Raw genomic sequence first — 26,883 nt, 5'->3', positions numbered from 1 at the left:
GTGATCGACTATAATTTTTAAAAAAGGTCTTGGTGTATACCAAGACCTTTTTTTATTTATTCCATTTTAAATCGGTATTTTAGACACTAGATAATTTAATAATAAATGATACGTAAAACAGTAGCAAACGTAACCGATGCATTAGCAGGAGTAAAAGACGGAATGACCTTTATGTTAGGTGGATTCGGACTTTGTGGTATACCTGAAAATGCGATTAGTGAATTAGTAAGATTAGGTGTAAACGACATCACTTGTATTTCTAATAATGCAGGAGTTGATGATTTTGGCTTGGGATTATTGTTGCAGCAACGTCAAATTAAAAAAATGATCTCATCTTATGTAGGTGAGAACGATGAATTCGAACGTCAAATGCTTAGTGGCGAGTTAGAGGTTGAATTAACGCCACAGGGCACCCTTGCCGAAAAATGTAGGGCTGCGCAAAGTGGTTTTCCTGCTTTTTTTACTCCCGCAGGTTATGGTACAGAAGTAGCTGAAGGAAAAGAAGTTCGAGAATTCAATGGTAAAATGTACATACTAGAAGAAGCTTTTAAAGCTGATTTTGCTTTTGTAAAAGCTTGGAAAGGAGATGCTGCGGGTAATTTAATATTTAAAGGAACTGCACGAAATTTTAATCCGTGTATGTGTGGTGCCGCTACCATTACTGTAGCTGAGGTTGAAGAGTTGGTGCCTGAAGGAGAACTAGATCCAAATCAAATACATATTCCAGGAATTTTTGTGCAACGCATTTTTCAAGGAAAAGATTACGAGAAAAGAATAGAACAGAGAACGGTACGTCAAAAATAAAAACATGTTAGACAAAAACGGAATTGCAAAAAGAATTGCACAAGAAGTGGAAGACGGCTATTATGTAAACCTTGGTATCGGTATACCGACCTTGGTAGCAAATTATGTTCGTGAAGATATTAGTGTTGAATTTCAAAGTGAAAACGGAATTCTAGGTATGGGACCTTTTCCTATTGATGGCGAAGAAGATGCAGACTTAATAAATGCAGGTAAGCAAACTATTACAGCATTACCAGGGGCGTCTTATTTTGATTCAGCCACTAGTTTTGCTATGATTAGGGGTAAACATTTAGACCTCACTATACTTGGCGCTATGGAGGTTGCTGAGAATGGCGATATAGCCAACTGGAAGATTCCGGGTAAAATGGTTAAAGGTATGGGTGGTGCTATGGATCTTGTGGCATCTGCCGAGAATATTATAGTGGCTATGATGCATACCAATAGAGAAGGGGAGTCTAAGCTATTAAAAAAATGTAGTCTTCCTTTAACTGGTGTGGGTTGCGTTAAAAAGATTGTTACTAATTTAGCAGTACTCGAAGTTACTAAAGATGGCTTTTTGTTGCTTGAAAGAGCACCGGGTGTTACGGTAGAAGAAATTAAAGCGGCAACTGAAGGTAATCTGATTGTCAAAGGGGAAGTCTTAGAGATGAGTATATAGTTTCGATGGGTAAATCATCGATAAATTGTGCTTTTTATTTTTTTCACAACAGGTTATAATCTGTACACAACAATTATTATCGAAATTGAGTAGAACAGATGTATCTTACAGTCTCAATTAAACCCCATAACCTATTAATTACTTAACCGTCATGAATTCACAAATTAACCACACTGCTAGCGAAAACAAAATTCAAGTTTATAGAAATGATTTCTTTAGCGGATTTTTAAGACTTACTAAAAAGTTATTTATGTTGTAAATTACTTTTAAGAGATTACAAAAGAGCGACTTAATAAGTCGCTCTTTTTTTTTGCTCATTTTTGTAATTTGGATTATGGCAAATTTAGTTAATGAACTAACTTGTCTATGTTCACCACAATTTTAATAAGTTTTACCACAAATTCTTTTTTGTAAGAAAAAGACTACATATATTTGAAGTGTAATTAAAGTGTATCCCAAATCGCTTTGAAAAACTTAACCTAAAATGAAATATGTATTTAGTTGCCTAATCTTGATGGTACTTGTTACCTCGTGTTCAAAAATTGAAGAAAATAACGATCCTATTATTGGTATATGGAGTCATACGGTCAAAACCGCTACCAATACAAATAAAATGGTCGTTGATAACGAAGAGTGGATTTTCAATGATGTTTATTTAGGTCGGTTTCACGGCTATAAAGGAGGTCAGGTTGTATATCTGACAGATTTTAGCTGGAGCGTAAATGGCGATGTGTATATCGTTAGCTACCCAGGTACAGATTTCCCCGATGATTTTGTAAAAATGAAGGAGACTGATGACGGAATGATTCTTATGAGAACTGAAGGTAAATTATTTGCTGAAAAACAATAAAAGTTCGCAATTGAAAAATGCCCACGAAAGATTGCATGTTATAAATATGCTATAGTAGAAACAGAAAAGTTACCAAATCAACCATTTTATAAAATTTCCCCCGGTTAGGAGCAAAGTAATTTGCTCCTTTTTTTATTTTAGGGGTATGGTACTTACTTACACTTTATGTTCTCTTGAAGAACTAGATCAATTGAGGTCAATTTCAGAACAAACTTTTGTTACTGCCTTTGCTAAAGACAACGACCCTAAAGATTTTGAAATCTACATCAAAAAAGCTTTCGCATTAGAAACTATTAAAGAAGAATTACTTAATCCTAATAGTGATTTCTATTTTGTGTATATGGATAAAGAAGTTGTAGGTTACTTTAAGCTAAATGTGAATGATGCACAGTCTGAACTTAAACAAGATGATAGTATCGAATTAGAACGTATTTATGTAGTAGCTAAATATCAAGGTTTCGGTTTAGGCGAACAATTTTTACATCACATCAAAACTATTGCTCAAGAACGTAACAAGAAAATGTTATGGTTAGGTGTTTGGCAAGAGAATAAACGAGCCGTAAAATTCTATGAGCGCCACGGATTCCAAAAATTTGATACGCATCCTTATTTTATAGGTTCGGATGAGCAAACAGATTGGTTAATGCGTTTCAATTTAAGTACCTTGTAACTTCAAACTAACTTTCATGAAATCACATTTTATCATCGTCATTGCACTTTTGGGATTTTTAAATCTACAAGCGCAGGAATATTACTTTCCAGAACGAAATGCAGACTGGAAAGTAAAATTACCACCAGACTTTAATATCAAAGATGCTACTTTAAAGCAAGCCGTAGATTTTGCAAAAGCTAACGAATATTTAGGCTCTAGAGATCTTCGTATTGCCATAATTAAAGGTTTTGAAAAAGAACCTTTTCATAAAATATTAGGACCCACTAAAAAGCGTGGCGGTCCGGCAGGTATGATTCTTAAAAATGGTTACGTAGTTGCCCAATGGGGAGATACCAAAAGGGTAGATATGACTTTCAGTGTTACCAAGAGTTTTTTGAGTACTATGGCTGGTCTTGCCGAAGATGAAAAACTAATTGCCGACACTAAAAATTTAGTTAGAGATTACATCTGGGACGGTACTTTTGATGGAGTACATAATTCTAAAATTACTTGGGAACATTTACTACAACAAAACTCCGCTTGGTCTGGCGAACTTTGGGGCGGTAAAGATTGGGCAGACAGACCACCTAGTGAAGGTGGTATAGATGATTGGAAATTAGCGCTACCCAAAGAACCTGGTACTGTTATGGAATATAATGATGTGCGTGTAAATGTTCTCGCATATTCGCTTACCCATATATGGCGTAAACCAATGCCTTTAGTCTTGAAAGAGAAAATTATGGACAAGATTGATGCATCTTCTACATGGCGCTGGTTTGGTTATGATGATGCTTGGACTGAAATTGACGGACTTCAAATGAAATCTGTCACGGGTGGCGGTCATTCGGGTGCAGGGTTATTTATTAGCACAGAAGATATGGCTCGTTTCGGTATGCTTTTCCTAAACAATGGAAAGTGGAAGAATGATCAACTGATTTCAGAATCTTGGATTAAAAAAGCAACAACACCTTCAACTCCAAATGCAAACTACGGTTATATGTGGTGGTTGAATAAAAAGGGTGATAGACATTGGGAAGGATTATCTGAAAATATCTATTATGCTGCTGGTTTCGGCGGTAACTTTATTGTTATAGATAAAGAAAATGATGTGGTCGTGGTAACCCGTTGGTTAGAACCAAGTAAAATAGGTGAGTTTATAACTAAAGTAAATGCCGCTTTTTAAGAAGTAGATACTAGAGCTTACATAGTATTTCAACAGCTTTTTCTAAAGTTTCCTGTTTTTTGGCAAAGCAGAATCTTAACATATGATCATTTCTATTATCTACATTGAAAGAGGAAATCGGTATAGATGCTATACCGTTTTCGGTGATTAATCGCTTCCCGATTACTTCATCTTCTTCATTTGAAATATTGGTATAATCTAAAAGTTGAAAATAAGTGCCTTGTGATGGTTTAAACTTGAATTTGGACGATTTTATTCCATCTAGAAAGAAATCTCGTTTTTGTTGGTAAAAATTGTTCAAATCTAAATAGTGGGAAGGATTCTTCAAATATATAGCCAAAGCACGTTGCACCGGATGATCTACACAGAAAACCGCAAACTGATGCACTTTTCTAAACTCAGCCATTAATTCAGCTGGTGCGGCACAATACCCCATTTTCCAACCGGTTACATGAAATGTTTTTCCGAACGATGCGCAAATAAAACTTCTATTGGCTAAATCTGGAAAGCGCGAAGCACTTTCATGTACTTGTCCGTCAAAAATGATATGCTCATATACCTCATCGCTGAGTAGAATTATATTAGTAGGTTTTAGTATTGCCTCTAGCTGTTCCATATCCCATTTGTTCAGCATAGTTCCGCTGGGGTTATGAGGCGTATTGATGATGACCATTTTGGTTTTATCACTAATCTTGCTGCGAAAAATATCCCAATCAATTTTATAATCTGGAGCATCTAATTGAACAAAAACTGGTATTCCACCATTTAATATGATTGCGGGCTCATAACAGTCGTACGCAGGTTTTATGACAATTACCTCGTCACCTTTACTAACAAAGGCTGTAATGGCTGTAAAAATAGCTTGTGTGGCACCAACTGTTACTGTTATTTCGCTTTCAGGATTATACAAGCGGTTATGTAACGATTCTACTTTTTGTGATATAGCATCTCTTAGTCCATAATACCCTTGCATGGGTGCATATTGATTATATCCATTGTTTATAGCCTCATTTACCAACGACTTTAGTTTGGTATCTGCTTGAAAATTAGGGAAACCTTGAGATAAATCTATGGCGTTGTGTTCTCGGGCAAGATTACCTACTGTTGTAAAAATGGTGGTCTTTACATCGGGTAATTTAGAGGCTTTGGTATGTGGTGTATAATCCATATTAGTAAATGTATGAATTTTATATACGGACATAAAAAAACCCAACCGATTGGTTGGGCTTATCATTTCCATTAAAAATGATTTATGCATGTTGCATTTCATGTTTTCCTTCTTTTATTTCCTCAATCAATTTGGAATTAAAAGCAGGTAAATCATCTGGATTTCTACTGGTAACAAATCCTTCATCTACTACTACCTCTTGGTCTACCCAATTGGCTCCAGCATTTACTAAATCATCTTTGATGGAATTAAATGATGTCATTTTTCTTCCTTTCACCACTCCTGCACTGATTAACGTCCATGGTGCATGGCAAATTGCCGCTACAGGTTTCTTCAATTTAAAGAAATCGCGTACAAAATCCAGTGCAGTCTCTTCTCTTCTTAATAAATCTGGATTGATTACTCCGCCTGGCAAAACCAATGCATTATAATCTTCAGCTTTTACTTCGTTAAGAGTTTTATCCACTTTATAACTGTTAGACCAATTTCCGTCTGCCCAACCTTTTATTTCCCCTTTTTCTAAACTTACGATTTCTACAGTAAAGCCTTCTTTTTCCATGGCTTCTTTTGGAGATTTTAATTCACTTTCTTCAAATCCATTTGTAGCTAATATTGCTATCCTCTTCATATTATATAGTTTTAAACGATTAATAATTTGTTTGATACTAAGTTACATATCATACAGGTTAAAATCCGTTAAGGCTATATTAAATAAGGGCTCACAAGGGTTAAACATTTATTAAATGAACTTCATAAACTTCATTTTGTGCTCTATTGCGTAGCTTTTAAATGATCTAAGGTTATGGTTAAACATTCTTCAAGATTTTTTTTGATATCTGTCTCCCAAAATCTGAATACGTTATAACCTAAATTCTTAAGTTCATCGTTTACTTCATGGTCACGCTGAATGTTTCTTTCTATTTTGGCAATCCAGAATTCGCGATTGGTTTTAACCTTTGGCTTTCTTTCTTCCCAATTTTTACCATGCCAATATTCTCCATCGATAAATATGACCGTTTTATATTTTGGTAAGGCAATGTCTGGTTTACCGATCAGCTTTTTGTAATCTATTCGATAGCGATATCCAGCTGCGTATAATGCTTTTCTAAAGGCAAGTTCCGGTTTGGTATTCTTTCCTTTTATTTTGCTCATTATTTTAGAGCGTTCAGGTGTAGTATAGAATCCAGATTCTTCGTTGAACCTAGGCACTTTGATTCGTTCTTTCGGATAGTCTGCTGGCATATCTTGAAAATAAAAAATCCCGAACCTTTACGGTCGGGATTTTTAAAAACTTTATGATTGTTAAGCCTAACTTTTAATATTAGCACTTAAAAACTCGCGGTTCATTCTTGCGATATTTTCTAAAGAAATTCCCTTAGGGCATTCTACTTCACAAGCTCCAGTATTGGTACAGTTACCAAAACCTTCAAGGTCCATTTGTGCAACCATATTTTTAACACGATCAACAGCTTCTATTTGACCTTGTGGTAATAATGCGTATTGAGAGACTTTAGCACCTACAAATAGCATTGCGGAAGCATTTTTACAACTTGCCACGCAAGCGCCACAACCAATACAGGTAGCGGCATCCATTGCCTCATCTGCTGCATGTTTAGAAATTAGAGTAGCATTTGCATCTTGCGTATTACCTGAAGTGTTTACAGAAATATAACCACCAGCATGCTGAATACGATCGAAAGCGCTTCTGTCAACAACTAAATCTTTAATTACCGGAAATGCTTTTGCTCTAAAAGGTTCGATAGTAATAGTGTCACCATCCTTGAACATTCTCATGTGTAATTGACAAGTAGTAACACCTCTGTCAGGACCATGAGCCTCACCGTTAATATACATAGAGCACATACCGCAAATACCTTCACGACAATCGTGATCGAAAGCTACAGGTTCTACACCTTTATTAATTAATTGCTCGTTAAGAACATCCATCATTTCTAAAAAGGACATGTGTTCAGATATTTCTGTCACTTTATAATCGACCATTTTACCCTTGTCGTTCGCATCTGTTTGACGCCAAATTTTAAGTGTTAAGTTCATGATACCTTTTTTATTTATAACTTCTTTCTTTAACTTCTATATTCTCGTAAACCAATTCTTCTTTATGCAAAACTGCATCTTTTGGTTCTCCTTTATATTCCCAGGCCGAAACAAATTGAAACTCTTTTAGTCTTTTTGCTTCACCATCTTCTGTTTGGTGTTCTTCTCTAAAGTGACCACCGGCAGATTCTTCTCTTACCAATGCATCTTTAGCGAATAATTCTCCCAATTCTAAGAAATCTGCAACTCTACCAGCTTTAGCTAGTTGTTCGTTGTATTCTGTAGTTGTTCCTGGAACATTTACGTTTTTCCAAAAATCTTTTCTAAGCGCCGATATTTCTTCAATTGCCTTTTTAAGACCTTCTGCATTACGTGACATACCACACTCGTCCCACATGATTTTACCTAATTTCTTATGGTAATAATCTACAGAATGCTCTCCTTTATTATTAATAAAGAAATTAATTCTATCGGTTACTTCTTTTTCAGCAGCATCAAACTCAGGTGTATCTGTTGGTATTTTTCCCGTTCTAATGTCGTGTGATAAATAATCACCAATTGTGTATGGCAATACAAAATAACCATCAGCTAAACCTTGCATTAATGCTGAGGCTCCAAGTCTGTTGGCACCGTGATCAGAGAAATTTGCTTCACCAATAGCGTAACAACCAGGTATTGTTGTCATCAAATTATAATCTACCCATACTCCGCCCATAGTATAATGTACCGCTGGGTAAATCATCATTGGCGTTTTGTAAGGATCTTGATCAACAATCTTCTCATACATTTGAAATAGGTTTCCGTATTTCGCCTTAACGATAGCAGCACCTAAATCATATATTTTATCTGCTGAAGCGTTTGTAATATTATGGATTTTAGCTTGCTCAATACCGTAACGTTTAATTGCGGCTGCAAAATCTAAATAAACAGCTTCACCTGTTGCATTTACTCCGTAACCAGCATCACAACGTTCTTTTGCAGCTCTCGAAGCAACATCACGTGGTACCAAGTTACCAAATGCAGGGTATCTTCTTTCTAAGTAATAATCTCTTTCATCTTCAGACAATTCTGTCGGCTTTTTCTTGCCTTCACGAATTGCCATTACATCATCTAAATTCTTAGGTACCCAAATACGACCATCGTTTCGTAAAGACTCAGACATCAACGTAAGTTTAGACTGATAATCTCCTGAACGAGGAATACACGTTGGGTGAATTTGGGTATAGCAAGGGTTTGCAAAAAATGCTCCTTTTTTATGAATTTTCCAAGATGCCGTAACGTTTGACCCCATTGCATTTGTCGAAAGGAAATAAACATTTCCGTATCCACCAGAAGCAATTACGACGGCATGCGCAGAGTGACGTTCTATTTCACCGGTAACCAAGTTACGGGCAATAATACCACGAGCCTTGCCATCTACCTTAACTACATCTAACATTTCATGACGATTGAACGGGGTAATTTTACCACGCGCAATTTGTCTGTTCATTGCAGAATAAGCTCCTAATAACAATTGTTGTCCTGTTTGTCCTTTTGCATAGAAAGTACGAGAAACTAAAACACCACCGAAAGAACGGTTGTCTAATAGTCCGCCATAATCACGTGCAAATGGTACGCCCTGGGCAACACATTGGTCAATAATATTTGCAGATACTTCTGCTAATCTATATACGTTCGCTTCTCTTGAACGGTAATCACCACCTTTTACCGTATCGTAAAATAAACGGTAGGTAGAATCACCATCTCCTTGATAGTTTTTTGCAGCGTTAATACCACCTTGTGCAGCAATAGAGTGTGCTCTTCTTGGAGAATCTTGGTAGCAAAATGTTTTTACATTATAGCCTAATTCTGCTAAAGTTGCAGCAGCAGAACCACCTGCCAATCCTGTTCCAACTACGATAATATCAATATTACGTTTGTTGGCAGGGTTAACTAAATCTATGTGGTTCTTATAATCGGTCCACTTCGTTTTCAACGGACCTTTAGGTACTTTTGAGTCTAATACAGACATAAGTAATAGGTATTAATGATTAAAATGATGAAAAAGTGCAATGAATATAAATCCTAACGGAATAGATATCGAATACACTTTAGCAAACAATTGTAGTTTTTCTTTTCTCATGCTCGATGCACCTGCAGACTGAAATGCAGAACTGAAACCATGCATTAGGTGTAGCGATAAGAAAATGAAGGCAATAACATAAGCACCTACACGTAATGGGTTTTCAAATTTATGAACAAGTTCTTCATAATATCTGAATCCTTCACCGTTCGGTAGCAAACCCGTCATGTCTCCGTCAATAAACTTGGTGTTGATTTCTGGTATCCAGAAATCGATAAAGTGAAGTACTAAGAAAGCTAAAATAGCTAATCCGCTGTAAATCATATTACGGCTCATCCAAGATGAATTGGCTGCACCATTGTTCTTGGCATATGTTTTCACTCTAGCACTTCTGTTCTTAGCTTCTAAAATGAAACCCATTACGAAGTGATAAATTACCCCGAAAATTAAGACAGGTTGCAAAACATATTGTACGGCCCAAAAAGTACCCATAAAATGCGAAGCTTCATTGAACGCATCGGGACTGAAAACCGATAAGATGTTAATTGCAAAATGCTGAAGTAGAAAAAACATTAAAAAGAAAGCAGAAAGCGCCATTGCGTACTTTCTACCAATCGAAGATTTAAAAAATCCGCTCATTAGTTGTTAATTTTATATGCGAATTTACATCACAAGCTAGTTATTAACAAGAATTAAGCAGTTTTAGTATCTCAATTTAGACTGATTTTAAAATGAATTATTATGATGTTTAAGATTTATCATCTGTTTAGGCTTGTAAATACTTAATCTTTAAACAAAAAGATAATTAAGAAATAGAGGAATGATTGGATTTTTTAGAAATATGTTGCGCCCAATGTACAGCTTGGTCTAAATCTGTGAATGTTTTTATTCTTTTTGGAAAAATTAATTTCTTAATCAATAGACTTAATACGTTGTTTTTTAATCCGCCAACTGATGCAATATATTGCATGTCGAAGCGATTTTTATGAAACTTGAACCATTCAAAAGGTGGTACATGATATTTATTGATTCTATTGGCAATGTAAATTAGGGGAACACCTTTTTCGTAGATTTCTTGCGCTGCGTAAACTGCCTTTTTTGCACTTTCCCATTTGAATTTCGCACCTTGATGCATTTCAGATATTACGATGCCACCTTTGAAGAAATAAAACACCCCAAATTCAAACTCCCTTATTTCTCTGATTTGATTAAATAATTCGAGTTCTCGAACTCTTTTCATGCCTATTTTTGTCAGGCGGCAAAGATACTAGATATTAACCTTATAGCTTATAAAAACATCGACGAACGGCTAGGTTATTAGTTGGGCTTCTTTACTTGATGTGTAACCATTATTTTTCCATATCCTTTAACTGAATTTCTAAGGCTTTAGTCGATAATTGAACTTCGATCAATGAAAGCACCAATGAAATCATAAGTGCAAATAAACTTATGCTAAATATTAAGTTGGCCCAAAATGTAAATTCAGCATAAATTAAGGTCATGGTAATTACGGCTAACAGAAAACTTATAATAGCGGTTGCCTGCATATTCTTAATTATAGTAAGTCGCTTTCTTAGCTTTTGTACTTGTAAACCAATAGACACTGATTCTGTTTCTTGATATTTTTGATGTAATTGTCGTATTAAGGCTGCAATGGCTAAATATCGTGCATTATACGCGAGCATGGTCAACGAAATAGCAGGAAAAAGTAGTGCTGGTATCCCTAAGGTTAATTCCATAATTTGTTTATCTTAGTCTGTTGCAATTCCGAAATAGGTCCAAGTTACATCGGTATCAAAAGGGTTGTGCTGACCGTGAATTTCGCCTGGTTCAATGGTTATACAATTACCTGGACCTACTTCATACTCTTTACCTGAGATGGTAAAAACGGCTTTACCAGTTTGTATATGAAATACTTCGAACATCGTATCATGTTTGTGTAATTCTACTTGTTGACCAGGTTTAAAAACGGCAGTGCCATACATCATTAATTGTGGTATCTCGCCACGGTTAATTAATGTTCTCTTTTTAATATCTTCATTATGGCTAACGCCTAAATCGGGTAGTGTATTCCAATCTACTATCTTCATTATGTTACTCTATTTCGAAAGTGATGTTTTCACTGGTGCCGTTTCCTATAATTTCAACAACGTATGATCCTTTTGGTAAATAGGTACTTCCGTTATCAGCTTGCTTCAATTCGGTTTTGTGCTTTTTAAGGTAATTCAACTTTCCAATTTTAGAAAATGCTAGGTCATATGATAATATATTCAAGCCTTTGTTGGCGATGATCTCGGTTTCGCTCACCACAATATCATCCGAAGATTTTATTTTAGCTTGGTATGCATCATCGCGATTAGAATAGAAAGTAATATCTAAACCGGGTGTACTTGCCTTTGACCAAGAGCTCCATGAATTCCCCCAACGGCTAGAGTGCTTTATGTTCTCTAACGGATAAGTATGCAATGCTTTCTCCAGTACTTCAGTTGTCATATTTTGTAACGCTGAAATATCTGCCTTGTAAATACTTCTGCCGTGTGTACCTACTAACAAATGCTTCGCTTCTTTTTGAATTACCAAATCATGTACCGCAACATTTGGCATTCCGTTTTGAAAAGATTCCCATGATGTACCACCATTTAAGCTTACATATAAACCATTGTCTGTACCCACAAATAATACCTTCTCATTTTCGGTATCTTCAATAATTACATTGACGGCAGAAGTTGGAATGTTTGCCGAAATGTTTTTCCAAGTGGCCCCTTTATCTTCACTAACATATATATAGGGTGTAAAATCATCTGATCGGTAGCCATTTAAAGTAGCATACACTCTGTTTTTTTGATGCTTTGAGGCAATTACCCGACTTACCCATAAATTCTGAGGTAGGTTTTTAGAAATAATATTCCAAGTACCACCACCATTTTCTGTGCGTTGAATGAGTCCGTCATCACTACCGGTATATAACAATCCGAATTTGAAAGGAGATTCTGAAATGGTGGCTAAAGTTCCGAATGCTACGTTACCTTTTTTACCGCCTTGGGTTAAATCGCCCGAAATGGTTTCCCAAGTATCACCTTGATTTAAAGAGCGATGCAGCTTGTTGCTACCCAAGTATAAAATATCTTGGTTATGGGGAGATAATAAGATGGGAGATTGCCAATTAAAACGATAGGGAGTCTCGCCTAATTCGTGTTTTGGCTGAATGTAATTGCGTTGGTCTTTTTCTAAGTCAATTTTAAAATAATTACCAAATTGATACCCTGTGTAAACGATATTGGCATTTCGGTTATCTACCTGAACTTGCATGCCATCTCCACCCAAAATAGATTTCCAAGGGTATTGACCTGTTTGTTGCCACTCGGTATTTTCTTCAGCATTATTTGGACCCATCCAAACGCCGTTATCTTGTAAACCACCATATACATTGTATGGTTTTTCATTATCTACCGCAATGGCATAAAATTGACCAACGGTTGGCGAGTTGTTCTTGAACCAATTTTTACCATCGTCATAACTAGTATTTACACCGCCATCATTTCCGTTGATTAAATGTCCCGGTAAATTTGGATTTACCCAAAGTGAATGGTGATCAGAGTGCACATTATCGCCATTTATAGAAGTGTATGTTTTACCGCCATCTTTAGAAGAAATAATAGGAACGCCAGATAAATAGATGGCATCTACATTATTTGGGTCTACCGTTATTTGGGCAAAATAATATCCGTAGCTATAAAACAAATCATCAATATATTCTTCGTTTTGCTTCACCCAAGTGGTACCGCCATCATTACTGCGATACACTTCTGCACCAATTACAGGAGTATCAAAAAGCATGGAATTGGCATCTTCTAAATACAAAGCAAGGTCTGTTGGTTTTACAGCATTGCTACGTACCATCTGTTTTACGTTGGCAGCTCGGTATTTTTCATGAAAATTATTGGTCTTTAAAAACTCGTTGAGGTCTTTATCATTGAGGTCTAAGAATTGTTCTTTTGACAGCGTTTTAAAGTCATCTTTTGATAAGCCGGCTTGTTTCTCTTCCTTTTTGTTAGATTTCTCTCTTCTAAATTGACTGTCATGAACAGCATAAACAGTATTATCATTAAATACAGCTAAACCTATTCTACCTACACCTTCACCAGTAGGGAAACCACTTTCGGGAGTGGATGTTTTTGACCAACTAGCTCCTGCATCTGTACTTTTATAAATACCAGAACCTTCGCCATTGCCAATAAAATTCCACGCTTTTCTATCTTTTTGCCATGCAGCTGCATATTGAATGTTAAAATTATTAGGTGAAACGGCTACGTCAATAATACCCGTTTCTTCATTAATGAACAAAGTGTTTTTCCAAGTTTTTCCGCCATCTGTGGTTTTATAAATTCCACGCTCTTTATTTGGTGAATACAAATGCCCGGTTACACCAACGGTAACTTCGTTTGGATTATTTGGATTTACGACGATACGCCCAATATGGTGCGAATCGCTCAAGCCCATATGTTGCCAGGTTTTACCTTTGTCGGTAGATTTTAAGATTCCGATACCTGCATAAGATGAGCGAGAAGAATTGTTCTCGCCAGTACCTACCCAAATTGTTCCACTTTGCCAGTGAACGGCGATGTCACCAAGATTTTGAGTTTGGGTTTCATCCATTACCGGGGTGAAAGTATTACCATTGTTATTGGTATACCACAATCCGCCAGAGGCATAGGCAGCATAATATTCTGTAGGATTGTTTTCATTGACTGCTAAATCAACAACACGACCACTCATTACAGAGGGCCCAATATTTTTCAATGGAATGTTTTTAACCAGTGAATTGGATTCCATCACTTTTTTTGCGACTAAAGATTCATCAACTTTTTGCGAAGAAGTGGGTTGAATTTGTGCCGATGCAATAGTAATACTGGCTAGAAATAACAGGAAAGAGTTTTTCATTTGAATAGGAAATTTGTAATGTGAAAGTTAATAATAACTTTTGCCTGCCACAAAAAAACCTTTTTAGAGCTTGAGATTGTATTTTATATCGATTTTTTAACCAAAATTACTATATATATTAAAAATAGTGTTAAATTATTGCCAATAACCAATTAATTTTTATAAAATGGAAGAGTATTTACCTTTAATTATTCAATTAGTTTCTGGTGCCATTGGAGGCAATGTAGCAGGAAAATTATTACCTAAACTTAGTTTAGGAACCTTAGGTAATAGCATATCTGGTATTGTTGGGGGTGGTCTAGGCGGAACATTACTTGGCATGTTAGGACTAGCAACCGATGGAGGAATGGATGTTTCCGGAATAGTATCAAGTCTTGCCGGTGGTGGTGTAGGTGGTGGTGTAATTATGGCTATTATAGGTGTAATAAAAAATGCTATGGCTAAAAGTTAAGCTGAAAATTTGTTAAAATAAAAAGGACCTTAAAAATAGGGTCCTTTTTTATTCGTTATATGGGTGTTAATTTTATCTATTTACTGACAGTTTGCAATGTTTATCTGTAATAGTCAAAATTTCGATTTAAATACATCATCGTTAAGAGATTGACCTAGTTTGCTCAGTTCTGAGCTTAATTCACCTTGAGCTTCTACAATAGCTTGTTTAGCAGCTTTATTTTCGTCTGGGATTATGTCATTTAAAGAGTTTAGAGATTCGGTATACCAATCAAACCAAGCCATAACTATAAGAGATTCCTCTGACATTGACCCTCCGTTTTCTTTTACTTTTTTAGTTAATTCAATTTCATCCTTTAAACGGTTAATAGCCTGTTCTTTTAAAATTTGAATCTGTTCATGAACAAAAGAATCTGACGCATTTATCAATTTCAACCCACTAACTAACGCTGCCGTACCTACATTTTTCAAGGTTTCTTGAGATACCTTATCAATGCGGTCATTATCGGTATGGTAAAATTGATCTGTAAAATGCCAAAGTAATAGTCCTGGAATATCAGCTTCTAAAAACGGAGTGTGATCACTGCCGCCTTCGAAAGGGTTGGTTTCGACTACCCAATTGGCGTATTCGCCTTGTTCTTTAAATGTGGAAATTATAAAATCGTTCAGGTAATGCGGTTTCATTTCTTCTAATTTCAAAACCTCACCGCCCCATTCGCTGTGTTTATCTTTTCCGCGAGTCCAAATGGCACTTGGGTCTGGCATTTTTTCAATTAGAAAAGTACCTCCTGTAACTGCGGTATTTTCACCGACCATGTCCAAACTAATTCCCCATTTTATCCCTTTTGCACGTTCAGGATTTTCTTCAATATATCTTCTAGTGGAAATAATTTCATCTCCCCATAAAAAGGTCATGGTTCTTTTGAATTCTATTTTGTTTTCTGCAAACAATTTAGCGGCTGTTTTGGCCATTTCTAATTGGGTGCCTACGCCTGTTGCATTGTCATTTGCACCTGGTTCTTGAATATGCGCACTGTATACTAAACGCTCATCTGGCAATTCACTACCTTTTATATTAGCAACAATTGTTAGTTCTTCGGATGGGTATCTTTTAGTCTGAATGTTAATCAAAACTTCTGTTTTACCTTTTTGAAGCTGTGTTTTTAGTTTCTCTTTCGCTTCGTAGGATAGTGCAATGCCCCAAAAATCAGCATCATCTTGAGAAGGAAGACTTCTAAACTGAATAGAAGTCTTGTTTTTCTCTGGTTGTAAATAATCCGGATTGTCATACGTAAGAATTCCAATGGCACCTTTTTCTAAAGCTATTTTGTACAACCGTCTGACACTCATTTCTGCGAATATTATTTTCCCTTTCACAGAAATACGCTCTAAATCGGTAGTAGATTTTATTTGTATGACTTCAGCAGTTACTCCTTTTTTAGGCGTCGAGGCCGAATTCAAATAGGTCATGTTCCGATTCGTTTCTGAAAGTAAGAGCGGTTTGTCGTTGCCAACAATTTGTAATGAAGCAGATACAGGTTCCCATGTTTGGTGGGTCATTTTCCGTTTTTCAATACGATAAGTTAATCGGTCACTATCCTTTGCCTTTTCTTCAAGAACATAACCTGAAGCTTTTAAACTGTCTGCAATAAGGTAAATGGTTTTATTAAAGCCTGTATTGCCTACAACACGCCAATAATCTTCTACAAAGTCTGTAGTTTCATAAGCAAGTTGACCCGTATATTCTGGGCGAACAATATCAAAATAATTAACCGATTGTTCTTCAGTATGCTGCGAACATCCTGTTAAAAAAGAGAAGCAGAGTAATATGGGAACAATACCCTGCTTTATAATTATTCTTTTAAGTGAATTTATTCTTCCCATTTCCAGTCGTTGCCAATAATCAATTTCTCTTTTAAATCATTCTTGATCATGAACTCTTTTGTTGTTTCACTATCCATTTTTGTCGCAGGTAATTTATCTGCATTTGCTACAGCATAAAGCATCATAGTACCAAAGCGAGCGGTGTTTTTCATATGGTCTTCATTCACCAAATTAAAATCGTCACAGTCAGAATGGTAGCAGCCGTAAATAGAACGGTCTAGATTACTGTTTACAGATAAAATCGGCACACCTTCTAACATAAAAGGTTGGTGGTCGCTATGTAGACCAGATTTATTAGAAAATGTATTTTGGTAGATGCTATCTTGTTGTTGAATAGCAGCACCTAAATCTGTAAAGAATTTTTCGTCATCTAGCTTTCCGCCAGCGTTCATACCAATTGGGTTACCAGACATGTCTAAATTCATCATGTATTTAATATTCTCAATAGTCTTGTTTTCAATAGCCTGCTCAACTAAAAATTTAGAACCAAGTAATCCTTGTTCTTCTCCCATGAACATTACGAACTTTACCGTACGTTTTGGTTGTAAGTTGTTTGCTTTAAAAGCTCTAGCAATATCTAAAACAGCAAATGAACCAATACCATTATCTATGGCGCCAGTTGCTAAATCCCAAGAATCTAAATGTCCGCCAATAATAATTTCTTCTTGCGGAATTTCAGTACCTGGCAATGTTGCTACAACATTTCTTGCTTTAATGACATCACTCGTATTGGTCATGTCAATTTTAGCTGTTGCTTTTTTTGTTTTCAACGTTTCTTTCAATGCCATACCATCTTCTTTTCCAATACACACCGCAGGGATCGGAATCAACTCTCCCGTTACAGAGGCAGTACCTGTCAAAAGAACTCCGTTGTCAACTTGATTAAAAATGATAATACCAATAGCACCGTATTTAATTGCTAGGGCTGTTTTTTCACTACGGTGTAAATTACTTAAGCCTTCTTCACTATCTGGTAAAATAGAAATGTATACTAAAGCAATTTTTCCTTTTACCGCATCTGGGTTGGCAGTATAATCTGCATCTAGTCCATTGCCCATATCTACTACTTCTCCGGTAACATTTGCCTTGATAGGAGCATGACCAAGAGTTACTACTTTAACATCTTCCTCATTTATTTGTAAAGAAACTTCACCTCTTGCCCAAGCCTCAACTTCAAAAGTTTGGTAGGCAACATCTTCAAAACCGTATTCTTTAAATTTATTGAAGGTGTATTCTTCAGCTTTTGCTCCGTTTGTGGATCCTGTTAGGCGGTGCCCAATAGTTTCTGTTGCTTCTTTTAAAGAACTATAACCTTTAGAGTTCGCTTTGATTTCGGTATCAATACGCGCAAAAAGCTCAGATTGAGTTTCTTCTTTTTTGGTTTCGGAACATGCCTGTAGGCACAAAGCGCCTATTAATAGGTAAGCGATTTTTTTCATGAGTTGTTTCTGTTTGGTTTAGGTATACAAGTTAGCTAATTTGTAGTTAAGAATATGAGATGGTGTTCTTGTAAATCTTATAATTCTATGCCCTATTTTCTGAGGAAACAACACATTATGCTTAATTTTATATCAAAATAAGAATTCATGAAATACGATCAAATATCAAACTCCCTATTTATAAAGAACCGTAAGAAGTTTATGGACCGCATGCAGCCTAAAAGTATTGCTGTTTTTAACTCTAATGATATTTATCCAATAAGTGCAGATAGTGTATTGCCTTTTGAGCAACATAGAGATATTTTTTATCTATCCGGGGCCGATCAAGAAGAAACTATCTTGGTTTTATTTCCTGATGCTATAAATAAAAAGCATCGCGAGGTGCTGTTTGTTCGCGAAACAAACGAGCATATTGCTATTTGGGAAGGTGCTAAACTGACAAAGGAAAAGGCTACTGAAGTTTCAGGTATCGAAACTGTTTGTTGGTTGTCTGATTTTGAAAAAATCTTTTTTGATTTAATGACTGAGGCTGAAACTATTTATTTCAATACTAACGAGCATTATAGACAAGCGGTAGAAACGCAAACGCGTGAAGACCGATTTATTGAAAAATATAAGCATCAGTATCCTGCTCATAAGGTTGCCAAGAGTAACCCTATTCTTCAAGAAATTAGAGGGGTGAAGGAACCAGAAGAAATTGCAATCATGCAAACTGCCTGTAACATCACCGAAAAAGGATTTCGCAGACTTCTTAGTTTTGTGAAACCAGGAGTAATGGAGTATGAGATTGAAGCAGAACTTTTACATGAATTCGTACGAAATAGATCAAAAGGTTTTGCTTACCCACCAATAATTGCTTCTGGTACTAATGCCAATGTACTTCATTACTTAGAGAATAATAGGTCTTGTAACGATGGTGATTTAATTTTGATGGATGTTGCTGCAGAGTATGCTAATTATTCTAGTGACTTAACCAGAACCATACCTGTAAACGGAAAATTTACCAAGCGTCAAAAAGAGGTGTACAATGCCGTATTACGGGTAAAAGACAATGCTACTAAAATGTTGGTGCCTGGCACGCTTTGGGCAGAATACCATAAAGAATGTGGTAAATTAATGACTTCAGAATTACTCGGGCTCGGTTTATTGGATAAGGCTGATGTACAAAATGAGAATCCCGATTGGCCAGCATACAAAAAGTACTTTATGCACGGTACTAGTCACCATATTGGTTTAAATACGCATGATTACGGAGCATTGAAAACACCTATGAAAGCAAACATGGTTTTTACTGTAGAACCAGGGATTTACATTCCGGCAGAGAATATGGGTATACGTTTAGAAGATGATGTGGTAATTCAAGAAAAAGGTGAACCTTTTAACTTGATGGCTAATATTCCGATCAAAGCAGATGAGATTGAGGAATTAATGAATAAATAACACCAGAAAATGAAATTAGTATCGTGGAACGTTAATGGTATAAGAGCTACTGTAAAAAATGGATTTGAAGATATCGTGAAAGATTTTGATGCAGATGTTTTTTGTATTCAGGAAACAAAAGCACAAGATGATCAGGTTGCCGAAGCATTGAAAAATATTTCTGATTATGTGCTATTTAGTAATAGCGCAGAACGAAAAGGATATTCTGGTACCGGAATTTTATCTAAAAAAGCACCTGTAAAGTTCGATAAGGACATGGGTGTTGAAGCGCATGATTTAGAAGGAAGAATTACACATTCTGAATATGAACACTTTCATTTGATTAACGTTTACATACCTAATAGTGGTAGTGGTTTAAAAAGGTTGGATTACCGTGCAGAGTGGGATAAAGATTTTACCAATTACCTAAAAGAGCTATCTAAATCGAAACCTTTAATTATTACGGGCGACTTTAACGTAGCGCATACCGCTAACGATTTGGCAAACCCGAAAAGTAATTACAACAAAACCTCTGGATTTACACAGGTTGAGATTGATGGATTTGACCATATGCTAAAGGAATTAAACTTGGTAGATAGTTTTAGAAAATTGCACCCGACCACGTTCGATAAATATACGTTTTGGAGTGCACGAGGTGGTGCGCGAGGCAGAAACGTAGGTTGGCGTTTAGATTACTTTTTAGTAAGTGAATCTATTTGGGATAAGGTAAAATCAGCCGAGATACACGATCAGATAATGGGTAGTGATCATTGCCCTATTAGTTTAGAAATAGTTTTTTAAAAATAAAACGGCCCACTATTAGTGGGCCGTTCTTTTAACTTGGGGCAAAAAATTACATGCCTGGTAGCACAACAGTATTAACAACATGTATAACACCATTAGATTGGTTTACATCAGCAATCGTAACAGTAGAAATAGTACCGGCAGCATCTTTTAACTGTACTTTTTTACCTTTTAGCATAGCCGTTAATGTACCACCGTTTACAGTAGTCAATTCAGCTTTGCCTTTACCATCTTTAATTTTCTTCATTAAGTCCATAGCGCTTACTTTACCGACAACTACGTGATATGTAAGTACAGCTTGTAATTTTGCTTTGTTTTCAGGCATTAATAAAGACTCAACAGTCCCTTTTGGTAATTTTGCAAAGGCTTCATTTGTTGGTGCAAATACAGTAAACGGACCTTCACCTTGTAAAGTTTCTACTAATCCGGCTGCTTTTACTGCTGCAACAAGAGTGGTGTGATCTTTGGAGTTTACTGCATTTTCAATGATGTTTTTATTCGGATACATCTCTGCACCACCGACCATTTTGGTCTCCATCATCATTTTTTCCTTTTTCATCATTTTCTTGTCCTTCTTCATTTCCATACCGCCATCTTGAGCGAAAGATGAAGTGGTAAGTCCTATTGTTAAGGCAAGAGTTGCAAGTTTAATCGTTTTTGAAATTTTCATCATCTAATTTTTAAGTATACCCCACTTACGGAAACCAAATAGCGAAGGTTTGGTTTTTGGGTATGAATTAGATAAAATAAATTTTTAAGAAGTTATTTTTTGATGGATTTGCTATACAAATTTGAGAGTACAAAAACCACTAAAGCAGGTAATACCCATCCTAAACTATATTGTTGCAGCGGAATCCAAGAGAAGGTATCCGCAGCAGGTGCCAATGCACTAATACTACCTAAGAAATCTGGAATACTGAACAATATGGTGGTAATCGTAACTGCTCTGAAAACAAAGACAGATGCATATTTATCTGGCACTATATTTAATAGAATAAGAATAATGGTAATAGGGTAAATGAACATTAAAGAGGGTATGGCCACTGCAATAATATAGGCGACATTAAATTGACCTACTAAAACACCAAGTACACTACCAAGAATTGCAGTTATGGTGTAGACCGTTTTTGAATCATTGAATCTAGATGCTGCAAAATCTGCTGTTCCGGTAACAATACCTACTGCAGTAGTAAAGCATGCTAGCCCTACCAAAATACTCAGAAACAAATTACCGATGTTTCCTAGACTTTGTTTAGCCAAGCCAGATAATATTTCTGTTCTCGTGGTATCGGCATCAAAGACCGAATGTACTAATGATCCAGAAAGAATTAATCCCATATAAATTAAAAACAGTGATAAACCTGCAAACCAAGCGGCGTTGCGTATTAGTAGTTTCTTATCCTGATAAGAGGCATGGGTATATTTTAAGTTGATCGATATAATAATTACCCCGCCAATAACGACGGCACCAATGGCATCAAAAGTTTGGTAGCCTTCTAATATTCCGTTTGTAAACGGACTCGCAAATGAAGTGCTTTCGAAATCGAATGGGAAAGAGAAAACGGTTATTCCGATTACCAAAAGCAAAATTAGAATGATTGCTGGTGTCAATATTTTACCTAAAATATTCAGAATTTTAGATCGGTTTAAAGCGAATAACAATACTAAAGCAAAGTAGATACTACTTGTAAACCAAGAGGAGATATCCCAGTAGGGTTGTATTGCTATTTCGTGGGTTACCGAAGCAGTTCTAGGGCTAGGTAATGCAATAGCAATGGCATAAATGAAAAACGCATAGATCAAACTGAACGTTGGCGATACTTTATTACCAAAATCTATAAGCGTGCCTTGCAGTTTTGCATGTGCCAAAATACCAAGTACAGGAATCGCTACTGCTGATAGTCCGAAACCGATGGTGACAATGAGCCATTGATCGCCAGAATTAAAACCTAATAATGGAGGTAAAATTAGATTGCCCGCTCCAAAAAAAAGGGAGAACAATGCAAAAGCCGTAACGAGGGTTTCCTTCTTTTTGAACATGAATGCAAATTAAGTGAAAGATTATTAAATAACAGACAAGGCAAGGTTTTTCATTTTCTATAACAGCAAAAAAAAGGGTATTGACAACAGGTTAGGTAAAACTCACAACAATTACTGGTACAGGCCTTTAATATGCCGTACTTTAACCAAAGGAAACAAAGTGTATGCTAATTTCCTTGAAATTCAACCTTATATATTAATCGCATTTTCTCGATAACCCAAATCGAAATTTTTGCACAAAAACCTACAGCATGAAAAAATTATTCTGCAACATTTTCGGTCACCACTATTCAATATCTAAAAAAGTGACCTCTCACATTAAAGAGTACAAGTGTATTCACTGTCAAAAACAGGTAACTACAGATGTTAGTGGTAATCTTTCTAATTTAACTCCTGAGTTACAAGATATCAACAGAACTTTAGAGCATATTTACCAAAGAAGACATACTACCGCGACACAACAACAGCAACAGGTAGCATAATTCGTCTTGTTTTAAGTAAATGAATTCCAGCCCTGCGCGGTTAACGGAATCTTCGTATTATTCCTAGAAATTAAGAAAGCACCTTCGTCTTTTCCCGTGGTATGCCCTATGACGGTCAAGTTTGGATTACCCTTAATTTTTGGGAATTCTTTTTGGTCTATAGTGAACAATAATTCATAGTCCTCACCACCACTAAGTGCAACAAGGGTACTATCCATTTTAAACTCTTCGCAAGCTGAAATAACGGTAGGGTCTAGAGGGATTTTGTCTTCGTACAAATCAATTCCCAATCCGCTACTCTTGCTTAAATGTAGAATTTCAGATGAGAGTCCGTCACTAATATCGATCATCGATGTTGGGTGAACATCTAATTTTTTCAATAGTTCAGTAATATCTTTTCGAGCTTCAGGTTTTAACTGACGTTCTACGATATAAGAATATGGTTCTAAATCTGGCTGACTATTAGGGTTCACTTTAAAAACCTCTTTTTCACGCTCCAATACTTGTAGCCCCATATAAGCGGCACCTAAATCTCCGCTAATCACTAAAAGGTCGTTTGGTTGAGCACCTGATCGGTAAGCTATTTCTTCTTCATTTGCAATGCCGATAGCGGTAACGCTGATCATTAACCCTGTTTTAGATGAGGTTGTGTCACCACCAACTAGATCGACATTATATGCTTTACATGCTGTTGCTACACCAGCGTAAAATTCTTCAAGCGCTTCTAACGGAAACCTGTTTGAAACTGCAATTGAAATAGTTACTTGGGTCGCCGTGGCATTCATGGCGTAAATATCAGAAAGGTTGACCATTATAGATTTGTAACCTAAATGCTTTAGGGGCATATAGGCAAGGTCGAAATGTACCCCTTCTATTAAAAGGTCTGTGCTGATAACGGTTTTTTTGTTTTTAAAATCTAAAACTGCAGCATCATCACCAATACCTTTTAAGGTAGATTTTTGTTTGATTTTGAAATCTTTAGTTAGGTGTTCAATGAGTCCGAATTCACCTAATTTCTCTAATGATGTTCTTTCTTGTTCTTTATCTTCTAGCATGTTGCAAAAATAAGAAGTAAAACAAGATGAATGGTATAAAAAAATCCGAAGCTGAAAAGCTTCGGATTTACTATTGAAATTGTAAATTTATTTTGGTCTTATCCTACCGAATACCCATCTCTGTAGGTACGTTTTACATATTTGTTTGCGGGTTCGAAATTGGTAATTTTCATATTTGCTGCATCCCACTGTAAACGTTTTCTTCCATGGTATTGTTTTCCGCCGCCCCAGAAACTTTGATTTTCAACTGTTGGGTCTACTTCGAAATATGATTTTAATGCCAAGTTTCCGATAAGGATACTTTCTGTAAACGGACCAGCATAGTCAAAAGAAGAACTAGTTTCTGCATTGCCATAACCAGCCATACAAGCATTTACCCATTGTAAATAATGACCTTCTGGTACACGTGCAATAGTTTGTTCTACTTCAAATTGTTCGTTTAGCGTTAATGGTAATAACCTCGGGTTTGCACCGTAGCAATCTGCCATTAATTTTCCTTTTGTACCAATGAATAGTACGCCACCATCCCAGTTTCCTAAAGCTTCGTCATCGCCTAATTCTTCTGGTCTTTCAGGTAGCAATCCGCCATCCATCCAAGTAACTTTTATTTTTCCTTTACCATCCGTTCTTGGGTAGCTTAAATGTATTTTACTAGAGTTCGGGAAACTCTTTGGGTAATTTTTATATTGAAAATTACCACTGAAAGAATCGGAAACACTACATTCTACGGTATCAGGATATAAAATTGGTAAAATTCTATAAACAGGGTCCATAATATGACAAGCCATATCGCCAAGTGCACCTGTTCCGAAATCTGACCAACCTCTCCAGTCAAAAGGCAGGTAGGCATTATTGTAATCTCTAGCGGCAGCGGTACCTAGCCAAAGATCCCAGTTTAGACCTTTTGGTACGCGGTCCTTTTTAGTAGGTGTCTGTAATGCTTGTGGCCAAATAGCTCTATTCGTCCAGCATTTTACAGTGTGTACTTCACCAATGATGCCTGTATCATAAATTTCTTTCATGGTACGAACCCCGTCACCGGAGCCACCTTGGTTACCCATTTGTGTAACTACTTTGAATTTTTTCGCTGCTTCGGTCAGCATTCTTGCCTCCCAAATATCATGTGTCAATGGTTTTTGAACATATACATGTTTGCCCATAGACATTGCCTGGTAAGCTGCAACGGCATGGTTGTGATCGGGCGTAGATACAGAAACGGCATCTATATTTTTGCCTTCTTTATCTAGCATCTCCCTGAAATCGTTGAAATAACTTGCTTTTGGATATGCTTCTCTAGACGCTATCGCTTGTCTATCATCGACATCGCAAAGAGATACAATATTTACATTAGGGCTTTCGGCAAAAGAAGCAATATCGCTTTGACCTTTACCGCCTACGCCGATACCGGCAATATTAAGTTTATCGCTAGGTGCAATATAACCGGTGCCCCCTAAAACGTGTCTAGGTACGATCATAAAACCGGCTGCCGCCATACCGGTATTCTTCATAAATTTTCGGCGGGTGTTGTTTTTGTCGTTTGATTTGTTGTGTAACATATGTTGTAGTTGTTGTTTGATTTGGTATTGAAGGTAATTTATTTCAATCGATTATTTAAAGGTATTTATAGATTTGTATTTTTTCAAAATAAGCAATTACTATCTTTAGGTATTGAAAATAAATCGATTACATGAATAAAGGCGTTTGGTTTTTAACATTTATTTTAATTTTTGGATGCTCATCAGATGATGTTGCGCCCGATGTAATAGATTCTGGGGTTGAAGAGGAATCACCTACAAATACTCCCGTGCAAAATGGTGTAATTCCATGTGAAAACGGATTTGCAGGTATTTACCCATGCAGCGGGTATGATTTAGTAGCACATATCGCTTTAGATGTTTTTTCTGCCAACGAGGCCAATGATATTTGGGGGTGGACAGATACTGAAACAGGTAAGGAATATGCTATTATGGGTTTAGCGAACGGAACAGCTTTTATAGATATTTCTGATGCTGAAAACCCTATATATTTAGGAAAATTGCCAACGGCTACAACTTCTAGTTCTTGGCGCGATGTAAAGGTATTTGAAGATTATGCTTATGTGGTTTCTGAAGCTAATAATCATGGTGTTCAGATTTTTGATTTAAAAAAATTAAGAGACCTGAATAATGGGTCTCAAATATTTACCTCAGATGGTAGGTATACCAATTTAGGTAATGCCCATAATATAGTTATTAACGAAGATTCTGGTTTTGCATACCCAGTTGGCACAGCTAGAAATGATCAATTTAATGGTGGAGTACATTTTCTAGATCTTCAAAATCCAGTCGTACCGACACTTGCTGGGGGCTGGGGGTTAAATGGCTATACACATGATGCTCAAGTAATTACTTATAATGGTGTTGATGCTAGGTATGTGGGGTCAGAAATTTTTGTGGGTGCCAATGAAGATTTGGTAGTTGTAGTAGATATTTCAGACAAAAATGCACCGGTTACCTTAGCTACATTGTCTTACCCAAATGTAAGTTATACCCACCAAGGCTGGTTTACCGAAGATCATCGCTATTTTATTCTAGGAGATGAATTAGATGAGGTGAATGTAGGATTCAGGACACGTACATTTATTTTTGATATGGAAGATTTGGAGAATCCTGTATTGCATCACACCTATTCAGGTCCTACAGGGGCTATAGACCACAACGGTTATGTTTTAGGAGATGAGTTTTTCTTAGCTAATTATACTGCGGGGGTTCGGGTTTTAGATATCGCCGACATAGAAAACAAGAATGTAACCGAAAAGGCTTTTTTTGATACGTATCCTTCAAATGATAATACTCAATTTGCCGGGGTGTGGAGTGTTTACCCTTATTTCGAGAGTGGTAAAATAATTGTTAGTGATATTAATAACGGATTTTTTATCATTCAAAAATCGAATTAATT

At 36.3% G+C, this 26,883-nt stretch carries 26 protein-coding genes; 10 read left to right on the top strand and 16 right to left on the bottom strand.

Features of this window, described 5'->3' with window-relative positions; translation table 11 throughout:
* Positions 1-105 precede the first annotated feature (105 nt).
* The 5 genes from ACEN2N_RS09930 to ACEN2N_RS09910 all read left to right on the top strand — a co-directional run bounded on the left by ACEN2N_RS09930 (position 106) and on the right by ACEN2N_RS09910 (position 4,147).
* Complete coding sequence (locus ACEN2N_RS09930; protein ID WP_441824175.1) at positions 106-804, top strand: CoA transferase subunit A; 699 nt, start codon at positions 106-108, stop codon at positions 802-804.
* Between the two features lie 4 nt (positions 805-808).
* Entirely contained in the window at positions 809-1,462 is a 654-nt protein-coding gene (locus ACEN2N_RS09925; protein ID WP_441824174.1) for a CoA transferase subunit B, read from the top strand.
* A 484-nt stretch (positions 1,463-1,946) separates the two neighbouring features.
* On the top strand, positions 1,947-2,312 hold the full coding sequence (locus ACEN2N_RS09920) for a hypothetical protein (protein ID WP_441824173.1): 366 nt from the start codon (positions 1,947-1,949) through the stop codon (positions 2,310-2,312).
* Positions 2,313-2,457: 145 nt separating this feature from the next.
* Positions 2,458-2,982, top strand: a complete 525-nt coding sequence (locus ACEN2N_RS09915; protein WP_441824172.1) for a GNAT family N-acetyltransferase — start codon at positions 2,458-2,460, stop codon at positions 2,980-2,982.
* 16 nt (positions 2,983-2,998) lie between these two features.
* Positions 2,999-4,147, top strand: a complete 1,149-nt coding sequence (locus ACEN2N_RS09910; protein WP_441824171.1) for a serine hydrolase domain-containing protein — start codon at positions 2,999-3,001, stop codon at positions 4,145-4,147.
* Positions 4,148-4,157: 10 nt separating this feature from the next.
* Here the strand turns inward: ACEN2N_RS09910 and ACEN2N_RS09905 are convergent, their stop codons facing one another.
* The 10 genes from ACEN2N_RS09905 to ACEN2N_RS09860 form a co-directional block, all read right to left on the bottom strand.
* Positions 4,158-5,315, bottom strand: coding sequence for a methionine aminotransferase (locus ACEN2N_RS09905; RefSeq protein ID WP_441824170.1), 1,158 nt, complete (start codon positions 5,313-5,315; stop codon positions 4,158-4,160).
* A gap of 82 nt (positions 5,316-5,397) precedes the next feature.
* The gene (locus ACEN2N_RS09900; RefSeq protein WP_441824169.1) at positions 5,398-5,943 is read right to left on the bottom strand and encodes a type 1 glutamine amidotransferase domain-containing protein; all 546 of its coding nucleotides are present in this window, start codon (positions 5,941-5,943) and stop codon (positions 5,398-5,400) included.
* A 143-nt stretch (positions 5,944-6,086) separates the two neighbouring features.
* Positions 6,087-6,557 (bottom strand): very short patch repair endonuclease, encoded by a 471-nt coding sequence (locus ACEN2N_RS09895; RefSeq protein ID WP_441824168.1) that lies wholly within the window; start codon positions 6,555-6,557, stop codon positions 6,087-6,089.
* 66 nt (positions 6,558-6,623) lie between these two features.
* Complete coding sequence (locus tag ACEN2N_RS09890; protein WP_424004187.1) at positions 6,624-7,370, bottom strand: succinate dehydrogenase/fumarate reductase iron-sulfur subunit; 747 nt, start codon at positions 7,368-7,370, stop codon at positions 6,624-6,626.
* Between the two features lie 10 nt (positions 7,371-7,380).
* Positions 7,381-9,381, bottom strand: coding sequence for a fumarate reductase/succinate dehydrogenase flavoprotein subunit (locus tag ACEN2N_RS09885; RefSeq protein WP_441824167.1), 2,001 nt, complete (start codon positions 9,379-9,381; stop codon positions 7,381-7,383).
* Positions 9,382-9,393: 12 nt separating this feature from the next.
* Complete coding sequence (locus ACEN2N_RS09880) at positions 9,394-10,071, bottom strand: succinate dehydrogenase cytochrome b subunit (RefSeq protein ID WP_424004191.1); 678 nt, start codon at positions 10,069-10,071, stop codon at positions 9,394-9,396.
* Positions 10,072-10,237: 166 nt separating this feature from the next.
* Complete coding sequence (locus ACEN2N_RS09875) at positions 10,238-10,672, bottom strand: hypothetical protein (protein ID WP_441824166.1); 435 nt, start codon at positions 10,670-10,672, stop codon at positions 10,238-10,240.
* Positions 10,673-10,781: 109 nt separating this feature from the next.
* Positions 10,782-11,171: a DUF2721 domain-containing protein gene (locus tag ACEN2N_RS09870; protein WP_441824165.1), complete on the bottom strand. Its 390-nt coding sequence runs from the start codon at positions 11,169-11,171 to the stop codon at positions 10,782-10,784.
* Positions 11,172-11,183: 12 nt separating this feature from the next.
* A complete protein-coding gene (locus ACEN2N_RS09865) occupies positions 11,184-11,522 on the bottom strand; it encodes a cupin domain-containing protein (protein WP_441824164.1) in 339 nt (112 codons plus the stop codon).
* Between the two features lie 4 nt (positions 11,523-11,526).
* A complete protein-coding gene (locus ACEN2N_RS09860) occupies positions 11,527-14,373 on the bottom strand; it encodes a VPS10 domain-containing protein (RefSeq protein ID WP_441824163.1) in 2,847 nt (948 codons plus the stop codon).
* A 166-nt stretch (positions 14,374-14,539) separates the two neighbouring features.
* Here ACEN2N_RS09860 and ACEN2N_RS09855 point away from each other — a divergent pair, with 166 nt between their 5' ends.
* Positions 14,540-14,824 carry a hypothetical protein gene (locus ACEN2N_RS09855; protein ID WP_282112453.1) on the top strand — a complete coding sequence of 95 codons (285 nt, stop codon included), beginning with the start codon at positions 14,540-14,542 and terminating at the stop codon, positions 14,822-14,824.
* A gap of 113 nt (positions 14,825-14,937) precedes the next feature.
* Here ACEN2N_RS09855 and ACEN2N_RS09850 read toward each other — a convergent pair whose 3' ends face one another.
* Together ACEN2N_RS09850 and ACEN2N_RS09845 are read right to left on the bottom strand one after the other, a co-directional pair.
* Entirely contained in the window at positions 14,938-16,707 is a 1,770-nt protein-coding gene (locus ACEN2N_RS09850) for a M28 family peptidase (RefSeq protein WP_441824162.1), read from the bottom strand.
* Positions 16,695-18,146 (bottom strand): M20/M25/M40 family metallo-hydrolase, encoded by a 1,452-nt coding sequence (locus ACEN2N_RS09845; protein WP_441824161.1) that lies wholly within the window; start codon positions 18,144-18,146, stop codon positions 16,695-16,697. The genes ACEN2N_RS09850 and ACEN2N_RS09845 overlap by 13 nt, the downstream gene beginning before the upstream one ends.
* Before the next feature lie 147 nt (positions 18,147-18,293).
* Here ACEN2N_RS09845 and ACEN2N_RS09840 point away from each other — a divergent pair, with 147 nt between their 5' ends.
* Together ACEN2N_RS09840 and ACEN2N_RS09835 are read left to right on the top strand one after the other, a co-directional pair.
* Positions 18,294-19,586 (top strand): aminopeptidase P family protein, encoded by a 1,293-nt coding sequence (locus tag ACEN2N_RS09840; protein ID WP_441824160.1) that lies wholly within the window; start codon positions 18,294-18,296, stop codon positions 19,584-19,586.
* A gap of 9 nt (positions 19,587-19,595) precedes the next feature.
* Positions 19,596-20,366: an exodeoxyribonuclease III gene (locus tag ACEN2N_RS09835; protein ID WP_441824159.1), complete on the top strand. Its 771-nt coding sequence runs from the start codon at positions 19,596-19,598 to the stop codon at positions 20,364-20,366.
* A 52-nt stretch (positions 20,367-20,418) separates the two neighbouring features.
* Here the strand turns inward: ACEN2N_RS09835 and ACEN2N_RS09830 are convergent, their stop codons facing one another.
* The gene (locus tag ACEN2N_RS09830; protein ID WP_441824375.1) at positions 20,419-21,039 is read right to left on the bottom strand and encodes a fasciclin domain-containing protein; all 621 of its coding nucleotides are present in this window, start codon (positions 21,037-21,039) and stop codon (positions 20,419-20,421) included.
* Between the two features lie 92 nt (positions 21,040-21,131).
* Positions 21,132-22,409, bottom strand: a complete 1,278-nt coding sequence (locus tag ACEN2N_RS09825) for a branched-chain amino acid transport system II carrier protein (RefSeq protein WP_441824158.1) — start codon at positions 22,407-22,409, stop codon at positions 21,132-21,134.
* Between the two features lie 251 nt (positions 22,410-22,660).
* Here ACEN2N_RS09825 and ACEN2N_RS09820 point away from each other — a divergent pair, with 251 nt between their 5' ends.
* Positions 22,661-22,891 carry a hypothetical protein gene (locus ACEN2N_RS09820; protein WP_133685911.1) on the top strand — a complete coding sequence of 77 codons (231 nt, stop codon included), beginning with the start codon at positions 22,661-22,663 and terminating at the stop codon, positions 22,889-22,891.
* A gap of 11 nt (positions 22,892-22,902) precedes the next feature.
* Here the strand turns inward: ACEN2N_RS09820 and thiL are convergent, their stop codons facing one another.
* Together thiL and ACEN2N_RS09810 are read right to left on the bottom strand one after the other, a co-directional pair.
* Positions 22,903-23,946, bottom strand: coding sequence for a thiamine-phosphate kinase (gene thiL, locus ACEN2N_RS09815; RefSeq protein WP_441824157.1), 1,044 nt, complete (start codon positions 23,944-23,946; stop codon positions 22,903-22,905).
* Between the two features lie 98 nt (positions 23,947-24,044).
* Positions 24,045-25,454, bottom strand: coding sequence for a Gfo/Idh/MocA family protein (locus tag ACEN2N_RS09810; protein ID WP_441824156.1), 1,410 nt, complete (start codon positions 25,452-25,454; stop codon positions 24,045-24,047).
* Between the two features lie 179 nt (positions 25,455-25,633).
* Here ACEN2N_RS09810 and ACEN2N_RS09805 point away from each other — a divergent pair, with 179 nt between their 5' ends.
* On the top strand, positions 25,634-26,881 hold the full coding sequence (locus tag ACEN2N_RS09805; RefSeq protein WP_441824155.1) for a choice-of-anchor B family protein: 1,248 nt from the start codon (positions 25,634-25,636) through the stop codon (positions 26,879-26,881).
* Positions 26,882-26,883: the final 2 nt, after the last annotated feature.

It is taken from the genome of Maribacter spongiicola (assembly GCF_052119685.1).
GTDB classification, from domain to species: domain Bacteria; phylum Bacteroidota; class Bacteroidia; order Flavobacteriales; family Flavobacteriaceae; genus Maribacter; species Maribacter spongiicola_A.
Note: the sequence above shows the minus strand (reverse complement) of the source record. Positions and strands in the feature narration are given on the sequence as shown.

What these genes read in the sequence shown, in the direction of transcription:
- ACEN2N_RS09930 (WP_441824175.1), top strand. Translation starts at nt 106, where the DNA reads ATGATACGTAAAACAGTAGCAAACGTAACCGATGCATTAGCAGGAGTA.
- ACEN2N_RS09925 (WP_441824174.1), top strand. Translation starts at nt 809, where the DNA reads ATGTTAGACAAAAACGGAATTGCAAAAAGAATTGCACAAGAAGTGGAA.
- ACEN2N_RS09920 (WP_441824173.1), top strand. Translation starts at nt 1,947, where the DNA reads ATGAAATATGTATTTAGTTGCCTAATCTTGATGGTACTTGTTACCTCG.
- ACEN2N_RS09915 (WP_441824172.1), top strand. Translation starts at nt 2,458, where the DNA reads ATGGTACTTACTTACACTTTATGTTCTCTTGAAGAACTAGATCAATTG.
- ACEN2N_RS09910 (WP_441824171.1), top strand. Translation starts at nt 2,999, where the DNA reads ATGAAATCACATTTTATCATCGTCATTGCACTTTTGGGATTTTTAAAT.
- ACEN2N_RS09905 (WP_441824170.1), bottom strand. Translation starts at nt 5,315, where the DNA reads ATGGATTATACACCACATACCAAAGCCTCTAAATTACCCGATGTAAAG.
- ACEN2N_RS09900 (WP_441824169.1), bottom strand. Translation starts at nt 5,943, where the DNA reads ATGAAGAGGATAGCAATATTAGCTACAAATGGATTTGAAGAAAGTGAA.
- ACEN2N_RS09895 (WP_441824168.1), bottom strand. Translation starts at nt 6,557, where the DNA reads ATGCCAGCAGACTATCCGAAAGAACGAATCAAAGTGCCTAGGTTCAAC.
- ACEN2N_RS09890 (WP_424004187.1), bottom strand. Translation starts at nt 7,370, where the DNA reads ATGAACTTAACACTTAAAATTTGGCGTCAAACAGATGCGAACGACAAG.
- ACEN2N_RS09885 (WP_441824167.1), bottom strand. Translation starts at nt 9,381, where the DNA reads ATGTCTGTATTAGACTCAAAAGTACCTAAAGGTCCGTTGAAAACGAAG.
- ACEN2N_RS09880 (WP_424004191.1), bottom strand. Translation starts at nt 10,071, where the DNA reads ATGAGCGGATTTTTTAAATCTTCGATTGGTAGAAAGTACGCAATGGCG.
- ACEN2N_RS09875 (WP_441824166.1), bottom strand. Translation starts at nt 10,672, where the DNA reads ATGAAAAGAGTTCGAGAACTCGAATTATTTAATCAAATCAGAGAAATA.
- ACEN2N_RS09870 (WP_441824165.1), bottom strand. Translation starts at nt 11,171, where the DNA reads ATGGAATTAACCTTAGGGATACCAGCACTACTTTTTCCTGCTATTTCG.
- ACEN2N_RS09865 (WP_441824164.1), bottom strand. Translation starts at nt 11,522, where the DNA reads ATGAAGATAGTAGATTGGAATACACTACCCGATTTAGGCGTTAGCCAT.
- ACEN2N_RS09860 (WP_441824163.1), bottom strand. Translation starts at nt 14,373, where the DNA reads ATGAAAAACTCTTTCCTGTTATTTCTAGCCAGTATTACTATTGCATCG.
- ACEN2N_RS09855 (WP_282112453.1), top strand. Translation starts at nt 14,540, where the DNA reads ATGGAAGAGTATTTACCTTTAATTATTCAATTAGTTTCTGGTGCCATT.
- ACEN2N_RS09850 (WP_441824162.1), bottom strand. Translation starts at nt 16,707, where the DNA reads ATGGGAAGAATAAATTCACTTAAAAGAATAATTATAAAGCAGGGTATT.
- ACEN2N_RS09845 (WP_441824161.1), bottom strand. Translation starts at nt 18,146, where the DNA reads ATGAAAAAAATCGCTTACCTATTAATAGGCGCTTTGTGCCTACAGGCA.
- ACEN2N_RS09840 (WP_441824160.1), top strand. Translation starts at nt 18,294, where the DNA reads ATGAAATACGATCAAATATCAAACTCCCTATTTATAAAGAACCGTAAG.
- ACEN2N_RS09835 (WP_441824159.1), top strand. Translation starts at nt 19,596, where the DNA reads ATGAAATTAGTATCGTGGAACGTTAATGGTATAAGAGCTACTGTAAAA.
- ACEN2N_RS09830 (WP_441824375.1), bottom strand. Translation starts at nt 21,039, where the DNA reads ATGAAAATTTCAAAAACGATTAAACTTGCAACTCTTGCCTTAACAATA.
- ACEN2N_RS09825 (WP_441824158.1), bottom strand. Translation starts at nt 22,409, where the DNA reads ATGTTCAAAAAGAAGGAAACCCTCGTTACGGCTTTTGCATTGTTCTCC.
- ACEN2N_RS09820 (WP_133685911.1), top strand. Translation starts at nt 22,661, where the DNA reads ATGAAAAAATTATTCTGCAACATTTTCGGTCACCACTATTCAATATCT.
- thiL (WP_441824157.1), bottom strand. Translation starts at nt 23,946, where the DNA reads ATGCTAGAAGATAAAGAACAAGAAAGAACATCATTAGAGAAATTAGGT.
- ACEN2N_RS09810 (WP_441824156.1), bottom strand. Translation starts at nt 25,454, where the DNA reads ATGAAGAATACCGGTATGGCGGCAGCCGGTTTTATGATCGTACCTAGA.
- ACEN2N_RS09805 (WP_441824155.1), top strand. Translation starts at nt 25,634, where the DNA reads ATGAATAAAGGCGTTTGGTTTTTAACATTTATTTTAATTTTTGGATGC.